Origin of the sequence: Pseudoalteromonas sp. NZS37 (assembly GCF_015864265.1) — a bacterium.
In the GTDB taxonomy this organism is placed as follows: Bacteria; Pseudomonadota; Gammaproteobacteria; order Enterobacterales; family Alteromonadaceae; genus Pseudoalteromonas; species Pseudoalteromonas arctica.
On the sequence record NZ_JADYXL010000009.1, the window covers coordinates 145,381 to 162,667 of the forward strand.

The following is a 17,287-nucleotide window of genomic DNA, read 5'->3' on the forward strand; positions in this document are numbered from 1 at the left end:
ATGTTTTAAGTAGTTGTTGACTAGATGTTGCAACTACTTTAATTTTACAGTTTACAACACTTCCTTACAATTAACTTAATAAATACAACTGGTTAGTTAAGTTTTCATTCAGTTTCCTAACGTTAGCATGTGCCTCGACTTTAGCAATACAGCTAGAGCATAAAAAGCAATGTACATAGGGAAGTCTTACAATGAAAAAATTAGCAGTTATTATTTCGAGCATTTTATTATCTAGCACTGCGGCTGCTGCAGACAGCTACAATTCAATTAGTAACCTAAGCTATAAAAATAGCGATAACAACGACACCGTTGCTGTAGATTCTATTTACTACTTATCTCCTAAAAAAACTTTAGGTCCGTACGATCAGTTTGAATACATCAATAAACAAACTAACGTATATGGTGGCTACGCTGATGACGACTTTGGCGATTTAACATCAGTTGGTGGTGAATACTTCATTAATGAATTTGTTGTTGGCGCATCTTACGAAAACCTCGACCCAGATTCAGGTTCTAACAGTGAGCTTTATAAACTGACGGGTGGTTACTTTTTCAACCCTGATTTACTTGCAAAAGTAACACTAGTTGAAAACAAAGACGGCGATGATTACGCATTATTTGATTTAGCTTACAACTACATGCTAAACAGCACTGATTACGTAGGTGTTACACTTACATCAGACGACGATTTTGATTACCGTGCAGTAGCTGCTAAATACTTTATTGATTTACAGCAAGGTAACTATCTTACTTTTGAAGGTAAATACGAAAGCATTGATGATGCAGAAAACCAATGGGTAGCAGAAACTAACTACTACTTCTCAAAAGCAACATCTGTATTTGCTAACTACAATAAGCAAGATACTTATAGCTTTGGTGCTCAACACTTTATCAATAAAAATATTGGTGTAAAGGTGGGTTACGAAAACAACGCTGATGATTCTGATAACGATGCGTACTTTGCTAACATGCGTTTTCAGTTTTAATTAAGTCCCGTACTTAGTTAATACAAAAGTAATATTAAAAAGCCCGCTAAATTTAGCGGGCTTTGTCGTTTTTAAACGTTTGAGCTTTTAACTATAAACTTTTACCAGCCATTATTAGGGCCTTTATTATACTCATCTAAATAACTCCTTTAAGTTATAAATAGAGTCGCCATGAATGGCTAAATTGTTATTAAGGTCATTAAGTGCAGTCGATGATAATAGCTATAAAATAGTAAGTATTGGAGTTTTTTTTGCTAGTAAACAATGGTTATTGGAAAAAAACAGATAAAAATATGCACTGATACAAACCTATTTTTCATTATAAATACAGAAATAATGAATTAAACAGAGTAATTTTTTGAGAAATTAGAAAAATTTAGTGAGAGGAAATTATATTGATGAGATTTATCGAATAATTAAGTTGTGTTCAATTTAGCGACAGTTTGTACCGCATTTGTTACTTTTTAAATTTAAATGATGACATGATATTGTCTTGTAGATTTGGCAGATACTTTGTATTTACATTTACGTATAAATTATTACAATTCCACTGAGTTTAATCTGACCTTTTATTCAGTTTTTGTTCATTTTTTTGGCGTTAGGATGCGCCCCGACTTTGGCTAGACAGCTGAGGCATAAAAAGTAATATTTATAGGGAATTTAAAATGAAAAAATTAGCCGTTATCATTTCGAGCATTTTATTATCAAGTGCTGCAACCACTGCAATAGCCGCAGATACTTACCAATCAATCAGCCATGTAGGATATGTGGACGTAGATGGTGATGACACAGTAAGTGTTGACTCAACATATTATTTTTCTCCAAAAGCGACTTTAGGTCCTTACGATCAATTTGAATACATCAATAAGCAAACAAATGTTTATGGTGCATACAGTGATAATGATCTTGGAGATGTTACTAGCATTGGCGGTGAGTATTTTGTAGAAGATTTTGTATTAGGTGCACAGTACAATAATTTCGATAGTGATTTTGGCTCAAGCACGGATGTAATTGAACTTTCAGCTGGTTACTTCTTTAACCCAAACCTTGTATTAAAAGCAACGTTTGTAGATTTCGAAGATGCTGACAATCAGTTTGTGTTTGACTTAGCATATAACCATCAGTTAAACAGCACTGATTATATCGGCTTTACAGTAACAGCAGATGATGAGTTTGATTACCGTGCAGTAGCAGCTAAGTACTTTGTTGATTTACAGCAAGGTAACTACTTGACTGTTGAAGGTAAGTTTGAAGATGTTGATGGCGGTTCAAGTAACTGGGAATTAGCATCTAACTACTATTTCAGCAAAGCAACATCGGTGTTTGTTACAGTTAATAAAAATGATGACTACACTCTTGGTGGCCAACACTTTTTCAACAACAATGTTGGTTTAAAAGCAGGTTACGGCAATAACTGGGATGATTCTGATTATGATGCTTACTTTGCAAATGTAAGCTTACAGTTCTAATTTAACAGAAAATTAGAATATGAATAAAAAGCCCGCTCATTTGAGCGGGCTTTTTGTTCAGCGCTATTTACCAGCCGCAGTTGCGGCCTTCGTTTTGTTTATCTAAATATGTTTGTAATGGTGCAAAGTAATCGAGCATTGCTGTTGCATCCATTTGCGGCTTACCTGTTACAGTTTCAAGCGCCTCTTGCCAAGGGCGAGACGAACCCATTTCAAGCATAGCGTTTAGCTTATCCCCTGCTTCTTTTGAGTTATAAATAGAGCAGCGATGAATGGCTTTATCGTTACCGGCAATTTCACATAAGCTGCGATGAAACTCAAATTGCAAAATATGCGCTAAAAAGTAACGTGTATAAGGCGTGTTACCCGGAACGTGGTACTTAGCACCCGGATCAAAATCATTTTCGCTACGTGCGATAGGAGCTTGCACTCCTTGGTATTTTTCACGTAGTTCCCACCATGCTTTATTGTAATTTTCCGGTGCTACTTCCCCTGAAAATACCTGCCAGCGCCACTGATCAACCATTAAGCTAAACGGCACAAAGGCGACTTTATCAAGTGCCATTTTCATTAATAAACCAATATCTTTAGATTCATCAGGTACTTGTTCAAGTAAGCCGATTTCTTTTAAGTAACCCGGTGTAACCGATAAGGCAATGGTGTCACCAATGGCTTCATGAAAACCATCGTTTGCACTTTCTTGATAAAATAAAGGCTGCTTATTATATGCGCGTTGATAAAAGTTATGACCTAATTCATGGTGAATAACTGAAAACTCTTCGCCTGTGCGCTGAATACACATTTTAATGCGTAAATCGTCTTTGCTATCGATATTCCATGCTGATGCATGACACTGCACATCTCTGTCTTTTGGTTTTACAAACAGTGAACGCTCGTAAAATGTCTCTGGTAGTGCGTCAAAACCCATTGAGGTAAAAAAGTTTTCAGCCCCTTTTACCATTTTAAGTTCGTCGTAATTATTTTGAGCTAATAACTCGGTTACGTCGTAACCCGGATCGGCGTTTTCTGGTGCAACTACATCGTAAATATTACCCCATGCTTGCGCCCACATATTACCAAGTAAGTGCGCTGGTATTGGCTGATCTTGAGGTACTTTGTCGGTGCCGTACTTTTCACCTAACTTTGCGCGAACATGACAGTGTAGCGAGTTATACAGTGGTTTAACTTGGCCCCAAATACGGTCAAGCTCGGTGGTGAAGTCATCAGCAGGCATATCGTATTTACTGCGCCACATAGCGCCCGTATCGGCATAACCAAGCTCCTTTGCACCTTCGTTGGTCAGCACTACTTGTTGCTCGTAAAGTGAGCGCATTGGTTTTGATATTTGACGCCAGCCTTGCCATAAATCAAGTAGTTCGTTGTAATCTCGGCTGGTGGCCATTTTTGAAGTCATGTCGCCAAGGCTTAAACAGGTGCCGTCTTCTTTACAGTATTCACCTTTACCGTATAGCCCGCCAAGCTCTGCGACAATTTGTGAAAGTTGTGCTGTTTTATCAGCGTCTTGTGGGGCAGGAAGTGTAAGTGCTAGTTTTAGTTTATCAAGCTTACGGCGAGCATCGTAATCAAGCTCTAGTTCGTCGTATTTTGCAGCTTCATTTGCTAAACGCACGACTGTTTCGGTCATTTTACGGTTAACTTCAGCCGATAGAGCCGACGTATCATGAGTAATAAAGTTTGCGTAAATCCACTCTGCACGGCTCGATTCTAAATAAAGTGCACTTAGTTCTTTTTCTGTGTTTGTTATAAATGTTTTTGCATCTTTAGCTGTTACAGCTTTTTTAGTGTGTGCTGAATCGGTAGTGTCTATAGTTACTTGCGCATCGCAGGCCGTTAAAGCAAGAGTACTTGCTACCATTAAGGCGCTCATACTTAGTTTAAATCGAAAGGGGGTCATGCTATTCCTTTAATTTATTGTTATTAAAACGTTGATAATAGCAGTGATGTTTAAAACAATAAAATGAATGCGTTAAGGCTCACGACTCGTCGTGCAATGATTGTATTTAAATTAAGATGGGTCATAATTAAGTTACTATTTTCATTCAATGTGTAAGGAATGTGCGCATGTTAATATTTATAATATTGCTGGTCGTGGTGGTGGTTATTTTTGCGGTTAAAGATATTCGCCTAAACTTGATTAGTCGTCCTACGTTTAAAATGTTCAAAAAGGTGCTTCCGCCATTATCGCAAACAGAGCGAGAGGCGATGGAAGCAGGTGATGTTTGGTGGGATGGTGAGTTATTTAGTGGTAACCCAGACTGGCAAAAACTGCACCGCTTTCCTAAACCAGAGCTTAGCGATAAAGAAAACGCATTTATGGCTAACCAAGTAGAAACCTTATTGGCGATGCTTGATGATTATCAAATTGTACAAAAAGACAAAGACTTACCAAAAGAAGTGTGGGATTACCTAAAAACAGAAGGTTTTTTTGCGCTGATCATTCCTGAAAAATTTGGCGGTCGTGAGTTCTCGGCAATTGCTAATTCAACGATAGTGTCAAAAATTTCGACTAAAAGCTTAACAGCCGCAGTCACTGTTATGGTGCCTAATAGCTTAGGTCCGGGCGAGTTACTTCTTCACTATGGTACTAAAGAGCAGCAAGATCGTTGGCTGCCAAGTTTAGCTAATGGTACAGATGTTCCTTGTTTTGCATTAACGGGACCAGAGGCGGGCTCTGATGCTGGCAGCATTCCTGATTCAGGCGTGGTGTGTATGGGTGAGCACAATGGCGAGCAAGTAATGGGCCTGCGTTTAAATTGGTCAAAGCGTTACATTACACTTGCACCCGTGGCTACTGTACTCGGCTTAGCATTTAAAATGTATGACCCTGATGCTTTATTAGGTGATAAGAAAGAGCTAGGCATTACATGTGCTCTAATACCAACCGATCATCCGGGTGTTGAAACGGGTGAGCGTCATTATCCGCTTAATATGGCCTTTATGAATGGTACTACTTACGGTAAAGATGTATTTATACCACTGGACTGGATCATTGGTGGGCAAGAGTGTGCAGGGCGTGGCTGGAGAATGCTTGTTGAGTGTTTAAGTGCAGGGCGTGGTATATCACTACCGGCATTAAGTGCAGCAACTGGACATTTAGCTTCAAAAATGACATCGGCATACGCCATGGTACGCCAGCAGTTTGGTGTATCTATAGGGCAGTTTGAAGGAGTGCAAGAGGCACTTGCACGTATTGGTGGTTTAACTTACACACTTGAGTCGTGCCGATTAATGACCGCAGGTGCGATTGATTTAAAATTAAGCCCGTCGGTTGTAACAGCGATTGCTAAATACCATATGACTGAAATGGGTCGTACGGTAATGAATGATGCAATGGATATTCATTCAGGTAAAGGAATTCAAGTAGGGCCTAATAACTATTTGGCACATGGCTATATGGGTATTCCAGTATCAATTACGGTTGAAGGCGCGAATATTTTAACGCGTAACTTAATGATATTTGGCCAAGGTGCAACACGCTGCCATCCATTTGTTTTAAAAGAAATGGAAGCCGCTGCAATGGAAGATGACGACGCAGCACTTGAACAATTTGATGGTTTATTAATGAACCATATAATATTTGCAGCAAGTAATGCTGGTATGGCATTTGTGCATGGCTTAACACGTAGTTATTTTGCTAAAGCGCCTGTAGGTGGTGAAACGGCTGTTTATTATAAGCAACTGAGCAGAATGAGCCGAGGCTTAGCTATTTGCACAGACGTGGCTATGTTAATGCTTGGCGGTGAGCTTAAACGAAAAGAAATGATATCGGCACGTTTGGGTGATGTATTAAGTCATTTGTACTTAGCATCAACTGTTTTAAAACGTTATGAAGACGAAGGGCGCCAACAAGCTGATTTACCATTTGTAAAATATGCTATTGAGAACTCATTATTTGAAATTGGCCAAGCGTTTAATGGCTTCTTTAAAAACTTTTCAAATCCGGTTGTTAATTTTACCCTTAAACGTATCGTATTCCCGCTTGGAAATCATTACCACAGACCAAGTGATGAAATAGCACAAAGTATTTGTGAGCGTATGACTCAACCGGGTGTATTTAGAAACCGCTTAACGCATTTATGTTATGTAGATGAAAATGCAGGTACAGGGGTCATGGAAAGCGCATTTTTAGCTATGCATGATATGCAAGCGCAGTTTAAAGATCTAAAACAATGGCAGCGTAAGGGCAGTGTGCCTGCAACGCTTGATATTGAAGGTGCTATAAATTATGCGCTTGAAAATAAGTTGTTAGAGCAAACGGATGCTGATGCAATGCATCACGCTAATAAGTTACGAAAGAAAGCCATTGCAGTTGATAATTTTCAACCAGGTGATCTTTAGTGCAGTACTTTAAATACTAACTCAAGCATGATCAAAAAGGCCTTACAAATGTAAGGCCTTTTTATGTTTAATTCATTTATTTTAACGAGCGTAAGGGTCGGCAACTATTTTATCTATGTACCATTTGCCCTTTTTACGAAGCATTTTTACACTGCGCATTTCGTCAATTTTATCACCATTTAAATAGCCGGTAAAAATAAGGTTTATTTTGGCGTTATCACCGTATTGTTCACGGATGCTCATATTGGTCATATCAACTTCAATGGTTACTTCATCATATTGCATATTTACTAAGTTACGGGAAAACTGTTTTGCAGTGCCGTAGGATTTCATGATGCGCGTAAGATTGGGTGTTGCCATGGTGCTGGCTTTTTGAAGGTCTTGCTGGTTATAAAGCGCATCAAAATAAGCGGTTGCTGTATCGCCAGGAGTGTCGCCAAGTGTTTTGGTATCGTCTCCACAGGCTGATAAAAATAAACAGATAACCAAACTTAATAAACTCGTCATTTTTTTCATATTAGTTATTATTAATTAGTTTTTTTAAAGTGTGTGGTTTATCTAGGAAGATGTAAAGGTATGGGGGGCAATAAATAGAAAATTGGATAATAAATAATAAAAAAGGATGCCTAAAGCATCCTTTTAAAAATCTTAAAATTACTTATTGTACTAACTCTTGCTCACTAAATTCTTCATCAAACATTGGACTTGATAAGTAACGCTCAGTTGCACTAGGTAGGATAACAACAATATTTTTATCTGCGTTTTCAGGTTTTTCAGCAATTCGCTTAGCTGCAACAACCGCAGCACCTGACGAAATACCGACTAAAATACCTTCTTTTTTCATTAACTGATGCGCCATTGCAATTGCGTCTTCGTTAGATACAAGCTCGGCACCATCAATTAAGTCCATATCTAAGTTGCCAGGGATAAAGCCTGCACCAATACCTTGGATTTTATGAGGGCCAGGTTTAATTTCTTCGCCGGCAAGCGTTTGGCTAATAACAGGAGAGTTAGTTGGCTCAACAGCAATAGACTTAACGTTTAAACCTTTTTCTGTTTTAAGGTAGCGGCTAACACCTGTAATAGTACCACCAGTACCTACACCTGCTACAAAAAAGTCTACTTTGCCGTCAAGCGCATCGTAAATTTCAGGGCCTGTTGTTTCAAAGTGAATTTTTGGGTTTGCAGGGTTTTCGAATTGTTGTAATAAAATATACTTATCAGGTGCTGTTGCTTGAATTTCTTTTGCTTTTTCAATTGCGCCGTTCATACCTTTAGCACCGTCGGTAAGTACTAGATTTGCACCTAATGCTTTTAATAGCTTGCGACGTTCTAGGCTCATGGTGTTTGGCATAGTAAGCGTTAACTTGTAACCACGTGCTGCTGCAACAAATGCAAGTGCAATACCGGTGTTCCCCGATGTTGGTTCTATAAGTTCTTTACCTTCAACAAGCTGACCTGACTTTTCAGCTTCCCAAATCATCGATGCACCAATGCGGCATTTGATACTAAAGCTTGGATTACGAGATTCAACTTTAGCGTATACATTCCCACCTGTAACACGGTTAAGTTTTACCAGCGGTGTATTACCGATGCTTAGTGAGTTATCTTCAAAAATAGTAGACATAATGTTCCTTTAGATGCAATCTGATCAACGTGTTAATAGCCTTTGCTACTAACTATATAAACACACTTTACTGTGAGTTTAAAAAAACTAAAGTAAAGTTTGGCTATAACATATATCTATTGGGCTTATAACCAGCCGAAATAAAAATCAATTATTAACGGTGCTTTAGTTATTATAGGTGCGGGCTTAATTTGAAATTTAAAGAGTAAAAACTCGTTTAGTCAAAAAATGTTCGAAAGAGCATTGGATCAAGCTATATTTGTTCGTTATTTGTGCATATGAATGTAACTTGAATAGTTTTATCACACAATGCGTCTAAAACATGATAAAAACACGTATCTAAATTCAATTAAGCAATCACAATGAAGTTAATCTTAAAATTAATTGCCGGTATTGTGGCCGGTATCTTAGTCGGACTATATGTACCTATAACTGGTGTTGAACTTTTATTTACAGTAAAAGAGCTGATTGGTCAAATTATCTCCTTTACCATCCCTCTTATCATTTTATTTTTTATTGCATCGGGTATTGCTGGCCTACCAAAAGGGTCTGGTCACTTACTTGGTAAAACAGTCGGGTTTGCTTACAGCTCTACCATTATTGCAGGTACGCTTGCATTTTTATTAGTAAGTGCTGTTATCCCTTTTTTAAGTGGTGGCATTACATTTGAAGCAGAAGTTGCTACTGAAATAGGTAGTTTTATTGATTTAGAAATTCCACCTCTGATGGGTGTAATGACCGCATTAGTGACTGCTTTTGTATTTGGTATAGGCATGAGCCAACTAGAACTTGATACGCTTAAAAAGGTGTCTGATCAGGGTCGTGATGTAGTGGACGGGTTATTATCGAAAGTAATTATTCCAGCTTTACCATTTTACATTGCTGGCGTATTTGCCGAAATGACGGTGGCAGGCACTGTGGTAGATACGTTGCAAACATTTGGTGTAGTACTAATTGCAGCGCTTGTTATGCATTGGTTATGGTTAAGCGTTTTATATATAGCGACAGGTATATTGTTAAAACGTAATCCAATCGAATTAGTTAAAAATATGCTACCAGCTTACTTTACAGCGTTAGGTACTATGTCAAGTGCAGCAACGATTCCAGTATCGCTTCAATCAAGTAAAGCAAATAACGTTAAAGAAGATGTAGCTAACTTTACAGTGCCACTTTGCGCGACTATTCACTTATCTGGCTCAACTATCACTATAGTAACCTGTGCAATGGCTGTTATGTTTTTATCGCCAAGCATGGAAGTTCCTTCATTAATGGGTATGCTACCGTTTATTATGATGTTAGGTGTAGTAATGATTGCAGCACCGGGTGCGCCAGGTGGTGCAGTCATGTCGGCGCTTGGTTTATTAACAAGCATGCTTGGGTTTAATGAAGGTGCTGTTGCATTAATGATTGCACTTTATTTAGCACAAGATAGCTTTGGTACTGCGTGTAATGTAACGGGTGATGGTATCATTGCGTTATGGGTTGACAGATTTAGCGAAAAATCGTCATCTTAAACTATTAGAGCGAGGCAATAATATTAATTATTGTTTCGCTTTATGTATGTTACTGTGGCAAATTAATTTAATTAAATTGCATGTTGTTAGGTAAGTGAGGATGTTCCATTGATTAATGTACTTTTAGTTGATGACCATGAACTTGTACGAACAGGAATCAAGCGTATTCTTGATGACGTACGAGGGTTTAAAGTAATTGGCGAAGCTAAAACTGGCGAAGAGGCTGTACAGTTTTGTCGTCAGCATGCGCCAAACATAGTATTAATGGATATGAATATGCCAGGCATGGGCGGATTAGAAGCGACTAAAAAGATTTGTCGTTACTGCCCAGATGTAAAAATTATTGTGCTTACTGTTAATTGTGAAGACCCGTTTCCGAGCAAGGTAATGCAAATTGGTGCACATGGCTTTTTAACTAAAGGTGCAGGCTCTGACGAAATGGTTCGTGCCATTCGTTGTGTTCATGCTGGTCAGCGTTACATTGCACCTGAAATTGCACAGCAGATAGCGCTTGCACAAGTGACAGGCCGCACAGATGAAAACCCTTTTCAGAGTTTATCTGAGCGCGAACTGCAAATTATGCTTATGATCACCAAAGGTGAAAAAGCACAAAATATAGCTGAACGCTTAAATCTAAGCTCTAAAACAGTAAATAGCTATCGTTACCGTATGTTTGAAAAGTTAAATGTAGGTGGTGATGTTGAGCTTACCCATTTAGCTATTCGTCATAAAATGATTGATATAGACGTTTCGTACTAACTATAATTTATGTCTGAATTCGATCACGTACATTTTCTCAAAACGCTATCAAGTGAGCCGGGCGTATACCGCATGCTTGATAGTGATAACCAAGTTATTTATGTTGGTAAAGCAAAGCATCTAAAAAAGCGTGTGAGCAGTTACTTTAGAAGTAACATTACCGATAGCAAAACACGCGTTTTAGTGAGTAATATTTGCAACATTGAAGTCACCCTCACCAATACTGAAACCGAAGCGCTGCTGCTTGAAAATAATCTAATAAAAAAATATCAGCCTCGGTACAACATATTATTACGCGACGATAAGTCGTACCCCTATATTTTACTCACTAGCCATAAACACCCTCGTTTAGCATTTCATCGTGGCAGTCGTAAAATTAAAGGTGAGTACTTTGGGCCTTTCCCAAGCGCAGGAGCGGTATCTGAAAGCTTGCGCTTAATGCAAAAAATATTTCCTGTTCGTCAATGTGAAGATGCTTATTACCGCGCAAGAAGTCGCCCGTGTCTGCAATATCAACTTAAACGTTGCTCAGCTCCATGTGTAAATAAAGTAACTGATGATGATTACAGTGAGCAGGTCGACTATGTTCGTAAATTTTTAACGGGTAAATCTCACGAAGTTATTGCTGATTTAATAAAAAAAATGGAAGCAGCCAGCCTGCAATTAAACTTTGAATTGGCGGCAAAAGTTCGCGACCAAATAATGCTACTTCGTAAAATGCAGGAGCAACAGTCTATTTCTGGTAACTTTGCAGAAATGGATGTTGTCGGTTTTGCGCATTTAAACGGGTTAAACGGCATTCATTTATTAATGATCCGCGATCATAAAGTACTGGGTAGTAAAACCTATTTTCCAAAAGTACCTAAAGATTCGAGTGAGCAAGAAATATTGACTTCATTTTTAGGACAGTACTATTTAGCGCCAGGAGCAACAGGGCGTATTGCAAAAGAAATCATATTACCGTTTGAAATAGAAGAGAGCGGGGCACTCGGCGAAGCGCTTACACAAATAAGTGAGCGCAAAGTAATCCTTAAAGTGGTCACTCGTGGTGAGCGTGCGCAATACTTACAACTGGCCAATAAAAATGCATTAAACAGTATTGCGGTTAAACAAAGTACCCAAGACTCTATTAATAAACGTTATGCACAATTAAAAGCAACACTGCGACTTGACGATATTACCCGAATGGAGTGTTTTGATATAAGCCACACCATGGGGGAGAACACCGTTGCAAGTTGTGTTGTATTTGACTCACAAGGCCCAAATACAAAAGAGTATAGGCGCTACAACGTAACAGGTATTACAGGTGGCGATGATTATGCTGCAATGGAATTTGCACTTAACAAGCGCTATAACAAGTTAGTAGACGAAGACAAAATTCCAGACGTTATCTTTATTGATGGCGGTAAGGGGCAGTTAGGACGCGCTGAGCAGTACTTTTCTAATTGGCCGCACACTAAAATGCCTTTATTAGTCGGTGTTGCAAAAGGAACGAGTCGTAAACCCGGTCTTGAAACACTATTGATTGACGGTGGACGCAAAACCATTCCGATGGATTCAGATGCGCCTGCGCTTCATTTGATTCAGCATATACGTGATGAGTCTCACCGTTTTGCTATTGCAGGGCATCGTAATAAACGACAAAAACAACGTACACAATCACTACTAGAAGAAATAAATGGAGTAGGTTCTAAGCGTCGCCAAACATTATTAAAATATTTAGGGGGCATGCAGGGTGTAAAAGCTGCTAATATAGAACAGTTAAAGAAAGTTCCTGGGATCAGCCCTGACATGGCTGAGAAGATATTTAACCATTTGCATGACAAGGGCTAGCCCTACATGCGAATATAGCAAAAAAGACATATCCAAGTAGTTATGTGGAATATTCCAAACACACTCACAACATTTAGACTTTTTCTTATCCCCGTTTTTTTGGTGATATTTTATTTGCCTTATAGCTGGGCTTTTTTTGCTGCCGCCTTTATTTTTTGGCTTGCATCGATCACCGATATATTAGACGGTTATTTGGCAAGAAAGCTTGAGCAATCAACTCCTTTTGGTGCTTTTTTAGATCCTGTTGCTGACAAAGTAATGGTATGTGCTGCACTTGTAGCGTTATCTGATCAGTACCAGTCAATGTATATGACAATACCTGCTCTTATTATAATAAGCCGTGAAATTATCATATCTGCACTTCGTGAATGGATGGCAGAGCAGGGTAAGCGTGGTAATGTAGCTGTATCAAATATGGGTAAAATAAAGACGGCTGCACAAATGTTAGCCATTATCGGTTTGATTTGGCAATATGATACGTGGATGAACTATTTAAGTTTTGGACTACTGTACATTGCGACCTTTTTAACCTTGAGTTCTATGATGCAATATTTACGTGCAGCATGGGGTGAATTGACTAAAAATTAACTCTAAATGTATAATAACGCACCGTTTTAGATAAAAAACAAGCAAACAGTTCAAAACTAGCATTTTTTGTATTGACGCGTTTAATAATCTCTGTAGAATGCGTCCGTGTTGAGAGGGCATAGCCCCCGAGATAAACAAAACGGTAATTAATCAGTTACCTGAATGTTCACATAAATCATCATGTGCTAATTCAAATAACTGATAAATAAAATGCGGTACTAGCTCAGTTGGTAGAGCGCGACCTTGCCAAGGTCGAGGTCACGAGTTCGAGCCTCGTGTACCGCTCCAAGTTTATCTCAAGGTTATTACTCCAGTATTGGGGCGGAATGGCAGAGTGGCCATGCACCGGATTGCAAATCCGTTTACCTCGGTTCGACTCCGGGTTCCGCCTCCATTTCAACACTCCACACGCTTTAATTAGCAAACTCGATGCCCGAGTGGTGGAATTGGTAGACACAAGGGATTTAAAATCCCTCGACTAACAAGTCGTGCCGGTTCAAGTCCGGCCTCGGGCACCACTTTGTGGTTTAATTACATTACCAAGTGTAATTTGTAAAATGGTTAATTTAGAATTAATATGATGCGGTACTAGCTCAGTTGGTAGAGCGCGACCTTGCCAAGGTCGAGGTCACGAGTTCGAGCCTCGTGTACCGCTCCAAATTAGTTTTATCCACTTGCTTTTAATAGCAAACTCGATGCCCGAGTGGTGGAATTGGTAGACACAAGGGATTTAAAATCCCTCGACTAACAAGTCGTGCCGGTTCAAGTCCGGCCTCGGGCACCACTTTGTGGTTTAATTACATTACCAAGTGTAATTTGTAAAATGGTTAATTTAGAATTAATATGATGCGGTACTAGCTCAGTTGGTAGAGCGCGACCTTGCCAAGGTCGAGGTCACGAGTTCGAGCCTCGTGTACCGCTCCAAATTAGTTTTATCCACTTGCTTTTAATAGCAAACTCGATGCCCGAGTGGTGGAATTGGTAGACACAAGGGATTTAAAATCCCTCGACTAACAAGTCGTGCCGGTTCAAGTCCGGCCTCGGGCACCACTTTAAATTATTTTACCAAGATGATTTGAAGTTGATAAAACAGTATTTTGCGGTACTAGCTCAGTTGGTAGAGCGCGACCTTGCCAAGGTCGAGGTCACGAGTTCGAGCCTCGTGTACCGCTCCAAATTATCTGGATACATTTAGGCGGAATGGCAGAGTGGCCATGCACCGGATTGCAAATCCGTTTACCTCGGTTCGACTCCGGGTTCCGCCTCCATATAATTTACTCCACACGCTTTAATTAGCAAACTCGATGCCCGAGTGGTGGAATTGGTAGACACAAGGGATTTAAAATCCCTCGACTAACAAGTCGTGCCGGTTCAAGTCCGGCCTCGGGCACCATCTCTTTATTAAGCGCTCTGCTTAAAAAATCTAATAAATCTTCTAATATCTATAAAATATCCGGNTTAAAAAATCTAATAAATCTTCTAATATCTATAAAATATCCGGTAAAAATCCTGATTTATCATTTTTATGTTTTCTATGATTTATATTATCTTGATATGCACTATTTTATGCATGGTCTACCCAATAATAGCGTTGTGTGATAGTTCATTAAGAGTTTGTATATCTATCGTATTAAAGATATATATGAGTAAGCATAATGTAATATTTCCAAACCCAATCCTATAGCGCCTCAAATAAACCAGCCATGCAATCCTTAGCGACACACAGTACTTAATGCTAATGAATACACTTTGAACTGAACTAAGCGTCATAGACTTATGATACCAACCAGTAAAGTAGGCCATTAGCTTTAAAAAATTCAAAACAGTAAAGCAATCTACACCTCGAGAGCAAATAACCTTGAAAGCAAAGTTCAAACACCTATGTGCTGGTAGCATAAAGTAATACCAATCTGCTTATATATGGGGTCTATTTAAGGTTAAGGAAATTACGCTAGATTTAGGCAAAAATTTTTGTATCTAGTGTTCTAAATAAAAATTTTTAACGACGTTATAGTGCAATTTAATTCGTTAAATTGCTCAGAGATTTATGCAGGTTGGTATAGTTGTCGAATTGGTTGCTAACACATGCTCATTGGAAGTTAAAAATCGCGGGTAAGAGTAAGTCTAGAGTTATGGTGAGAACTTCAAATAGGTAAACAATAAAGTGCTTATACATAATGCAGAGCTGTGGGCATTAAACATCTGTTTTTGTAGGTTGTCTTCTCTAGGCTGATAATCAGATAATGTCTATACAGTTCTTATCGTCCGTAACAGCTTTTACTTATAAATGATCGAGTGCTATGTGTCAGGACTTTTTATTTTTAGAACTAAAAAAGCGAGCCGTAGCTCGCTGTTTATTGTTTATTTCCAGGCCTCGGGATCGACCTCTTTAGCAAGTTTAGGGTGCTTACTTTTGTCAAAGGTGGGTATTAAGCCCTTTTTGCGTTGTTCGTTGTAATCTTTAGAGAGCCATACAACAACACCTGAAAGCATAAATAGCGCTATAACGTTTACAATGGCCATTAAACCCATTGATATATCTGCCAGCGTCCAAATTAAACCAAGCTCACCAACAGCACCAAACATCACCATACCTAAAACAACAAGTCTAAAGATAAACATACCTTTATTAGAGTTGTGCTCTAAAAACATTAAATTTGTTTCAGCGTAAGAGTAATTAGCCACAATAGAAGTAAAAGCAAAAAACAATATAGCAATGGCAATAAAGTAAGTACCCCAGTCGCCGACATGTTCTTGCAATGCTGCTTGTGTAAGTTCAATCCCCATAACACCAGATTCAGGTACTAATTGCTGCGATAGTAAAATAAGAGAAGCAGTCGCTGTACAAATAACAATAGTATCAATAAATACACCTAGCATTTGCACATAACCTTGTGATGCTGGATGAGGAGGGTAAGGTGTCGCAGTGGCTGCAGCATTAGCTGCACTACCCATACCAGCTTCGTTTGAGAATAAGCCACGCTTTATACCTTGGATCATAGCTTGTGTAACACCATAACCAATTGCACCTGCACCAGCTTGTTCAATACCAAAAGCACTTTTTATTATAAGTACAATTACATCAGGTAATGCAGTAAAGTTAATAGCGCATACATAAAGAGCCACTAACAAGTAAGCTAATGCCATAAATGGGACAACCATTTCAGCAAAACGAGAAATCGTTTTCAAACCACCAAAAATAATAATACCAGAGCCAATAACCAAGCAAATGCCTACTATATACTTAGGTGCATCAAACGCTACTTCAAATGCTGCAGCAATAGAGTTTGACTGTACGGCGTTAAATACCAAACCAAAGGCTAAAATTAAGCATAACGAGAATAAAGTCCCCATCCAGCGTTTACCTAAGCCGTTTTGCATATAATAAGCAGGGCCACCTCTAAAATTGCCATCAGCATCTTTTGTTTTATAAGCCTGAGCCAAAGTACTTTCAGCAAAGCTTGTAGCCATACCTATTAATGCAATAAGCCACATCCAAAAAATAGCACCTGGCCCACCTAGGTATAAGGCAACAGCAACACCAGCCATATTACCTGTACCAACACGTGCAGCTAACGAAGTACAAAAAGCCTGAAAGGATGAAATTTCATTATCGGCACATTTACGAGAGCCAAACATAACTTTGAACATATGTGGAAATTGCACAAACTGAATAAAGCCTAGTCGAAAAGTAAAAAAGAGGCCTGCTGCTATTAATAAGTAGACGAGAACTTGGCCCCATAGAAGGGCACTTATACTGTTTATTATGTCTGTCATGGATACTGCCTAAATACATGAGTTAAAAAAAGTGACCGCAACTTATCACATCAGGATAAAAGTGTTTAGTTTTAAAGTTCAAAAGCAGAGTTATCAACAGGGTTTTGTGGGTAACTTGTGCTTATCGTGTGTGCTTGCTTGGGGCTTAATTTTAATTACTATTTTATGCAAATAACGCTTGCGTAAAATCCGCCGCTCCCTATAATGCGACCCCACTGAGACAGGAAACGCCAACGCATAGCGAGGCAGGAACAACTCAGAGAGTTAAATAAAACTTCGGTTTTAAATTATCGAAAGAAAGTTTAAAACTAAGTGTTGACTCGAAAAATAAAGGGTGTATTATTCGCATCCCTTGAGACGCTAAAGCGACTCAAA

At 38.8% G+C, this 17,287-nt stretch carries 11 protein-coding genes and 10 tRNA genes; 17 read left to right on the plus strand and 4 right to left on the minus strand.

Features of this window, described 5'->3' with window-relative positions; translation table 11 throughout:
* Positions 1-191: 191 nt before the first annotated feature.
* Positions 192-986, plus strand: a complete 795-nt coding sequence (locus I6F47_RS16450; RefSeq protein ID WP_002962833.1) for a putative porin — start codon at positions 192-194, stop codon at positions 984-986.
* 665 nt (positions 987-1,651) lie between these two features.
* Positions 1,652-2,455, plus strand: coding sequence for a putative porin (locus tag I6F47_RS16455; protein ID WP_165722919.1), 804 nt, complete (start codon positions 1,652-1,654; stop codon positions 2,453-2,455).
* A gap of 67 nt (positions 2,456-2,522) precedes the next feature.
* On the opposite strand, the gene I6F47_RS16460 is transcribed toward I6F47_RS16455, so the two are convergent.
* Positions 2,523-4,370 (minus strand): M2 family metallopeptidase, encoded by a 1,848-nt coding sequence (locus I6F47_RS16460; RefSeq protein ID WP_197184205.1) that lies wholly within the window; start codon positions 4,368-4,370, stop codon positions 2,523-2,525.
* A gap of 167 nt (positions 4,371-4,537) precedes the next feature.
* Here I6F47_RS16460 and I6F47_RS16465 point away from each other — a divergent pair, with 167 nt between their 5' ends.
* Positions 4,538-6,814 (plus strand): acyl-CoA dehydrogenase, encoded by a 2,277-nt coding sequence (locus I6F47_RS16465; RefSeq protein ID WP_165735706.1) that lies wholly within the window; start codon positions 4,538-4,540, stop codon positions 6,812-6,814.
* 81 nt (positions 6,815-6,895) lie between these two features.
* Here the strand turns inward: I6F47_RS16465 and I6F47_RS16470 are convergent, their stop codons facing one another.
* Together I6F47_RS16470 and cysK are read right to left on the minus strand one after the other, a co-directional pair.
* The gene (locus I6F47_RS16470; protein ID WP_197184206.1) at positions 6,896-7,330 is read right to left on the minus strand and encodes a hypothetical protein; all 435 of its coding nucleotides are present in this window, start codon (positions 7,328-7,330) and stop codon (positions 6,896-6,898) included.
* Between the two features lie 142 nt (positions 7,331-7,472).
* Positions 7,473-8,441 carry a cysteine synthase A gene (cysK, locus tag I6F47_RS16475; protein ID WP_002963138.1) on the minus strand — a complete coding sequence of 323 codons (969 nt, stop codon included), beginning with the start codon at positions 8,439-8,441 and terminating at the stop codon, positions 7,473-7,475.
* A gap of 362 nt (positions 8,442-8,803) precedes the next feature.
* Between cysK and I6F47_RS16480 the strand changes: the two genes are divergently transcribed.
* The 14 genes from I6F47_RS16480 (at position 8,804) to I6F47_RS16545 (ending at position 14,528) form a co-directional block, all read left to right on the plus strand.
* Positions 8,804-9,955 carry a dicarboxylate/amino acid:cation symporter gene (locus tag I6F47_RS16480; protein ID WP_007587010.1) on the plus strand — a complete coding sequence of 384 codons (1,152 nt, stop codon included), beginning with the start codon at positions 8,804-8,806 and terminating at the stop codon, positions 9,953-9,955.
* Between the two features lie 108 nt (positions 9,956-10,063).
* Positions 10,064-10,714: a UvrY/SirA/GacA family response regulator transcription factor gene (gene uvrY / locus I6F47_RS16485; RefSeq protein ID WP_002963136.1), complete on the plus strand. Its 651-nt coding sequence runs from the start codon at positions 10,064-10,066 to the stop codon at positions 10,712-10,714.
* Positions 10,715-10,723: 9 nt separating this feature from the next.
* Positions 10,724-12,547 carry an excinuclease ABC subunit UvrC gene (uvrC, locus tag I6F47_RS16490; protein ID WP_021032122.1) on the plus strand — a complete coding sequence of 608 codons (1,824 nt, stop codon included), beginning with the start codon at positions 10,724-10,726 and terminating at the stop codon, positions 12,545-12,547.
* 42 nt (positions 12,548-12,589) lie between these two features.
* Positions 12,590-13,135, plus strand: coding sequence for a CDP-diacylglycerol--glycerol-3-phosphate 3-phosphatidyltransferase (gene pgsA / locus I6F47_RS16495; RefSeq protein ID WP_032827134.1), 546 nt, complete (start codon positions 12,590-12,592; stop codon positions 13,133-13,135).
* A gap of 212 nt (positions 13,136-13,347) precedes the next feature.
* Positions 13,348-13,423, plus strand: a tRNA-Gly gene (locus I6F47_RS16500).
* A 32-nt stretch (positions 13,424-13,455) separates the two neighbouring features.
* A tRNA-Cys gene (locus I6F47_RS16505) sits at positions 13,456-13,529 on the plus strand.
* Between the two features lie 37 nt (positions 13,530-13,566).
* Positions 13,567-13,653: transfer RNA gene (locus I6F47_RS16510), tRNA-Leu, on the plus strand.
* A gap of 64 nt (positions 13,654-13,717) precedes the next feature.
* A tRNA-Gly gene (locus I6F47_RS16515) sits at positions 13,718-13,793 on the plus strand.
* A 39-nt stretch (positions 13,794-13,832) separates the two neighbouring features.
* Positions 13,833-13,919, plus strand: a tRNA-Leu gene (locus I6F47_RS16520).
* 64 nt (positions 13,920-13,983) lie between these two features.
* Positions 13,984-14,059: transfer RNA gene (locus tag I6F47_RS16525), tRNA-Gly, on the plus strand.
* A 39-nt stretch (positions 14,060-14,098) separates the two neighbouring features.
* Positions 14,099-14,185 (plus strand) — tRNA-Leu (locus I6F47_RS16530).
* A 49-nt stretch (positions 14,186-14,234) separates the two neighbouring features.
* Positions 14,235-14,310: transfer RNA gene (locus I6F47_RS16535), tRNA-Gly, on the plus strand.
* 19 nt (positions 14,311-14,329) lie between these two features.
* Positions 14,330-14,403, plus strand: a tRNA-Cys gene (locus I6F47_RS16540).
* 38 nt (positions 14,404-14,441) lie between these two features.
* A tRNA-Leu gene (locus tag I6F47_RS16545) sits at positions 14,442-14,528 on the plus strand.
* Positions 14,529-15,496: 968 nt separating this feature from the next.
* Here the strand turns inward: I6F47_RS16545 and I6F47_RS16550 are convergent.
* Positions 15,497-16,912, minus strand: coding sequence for an alanine/glycine:cation symporter family protein (locus I6F47_RS16550; protein ID WP_197184207.1), 1,416 nt, complete (start codon positions 16,910-16,912; stop codon positions 15,497-15,499).
* Positions 16,913-17,287: the final 375 nt, after the last annotated feature.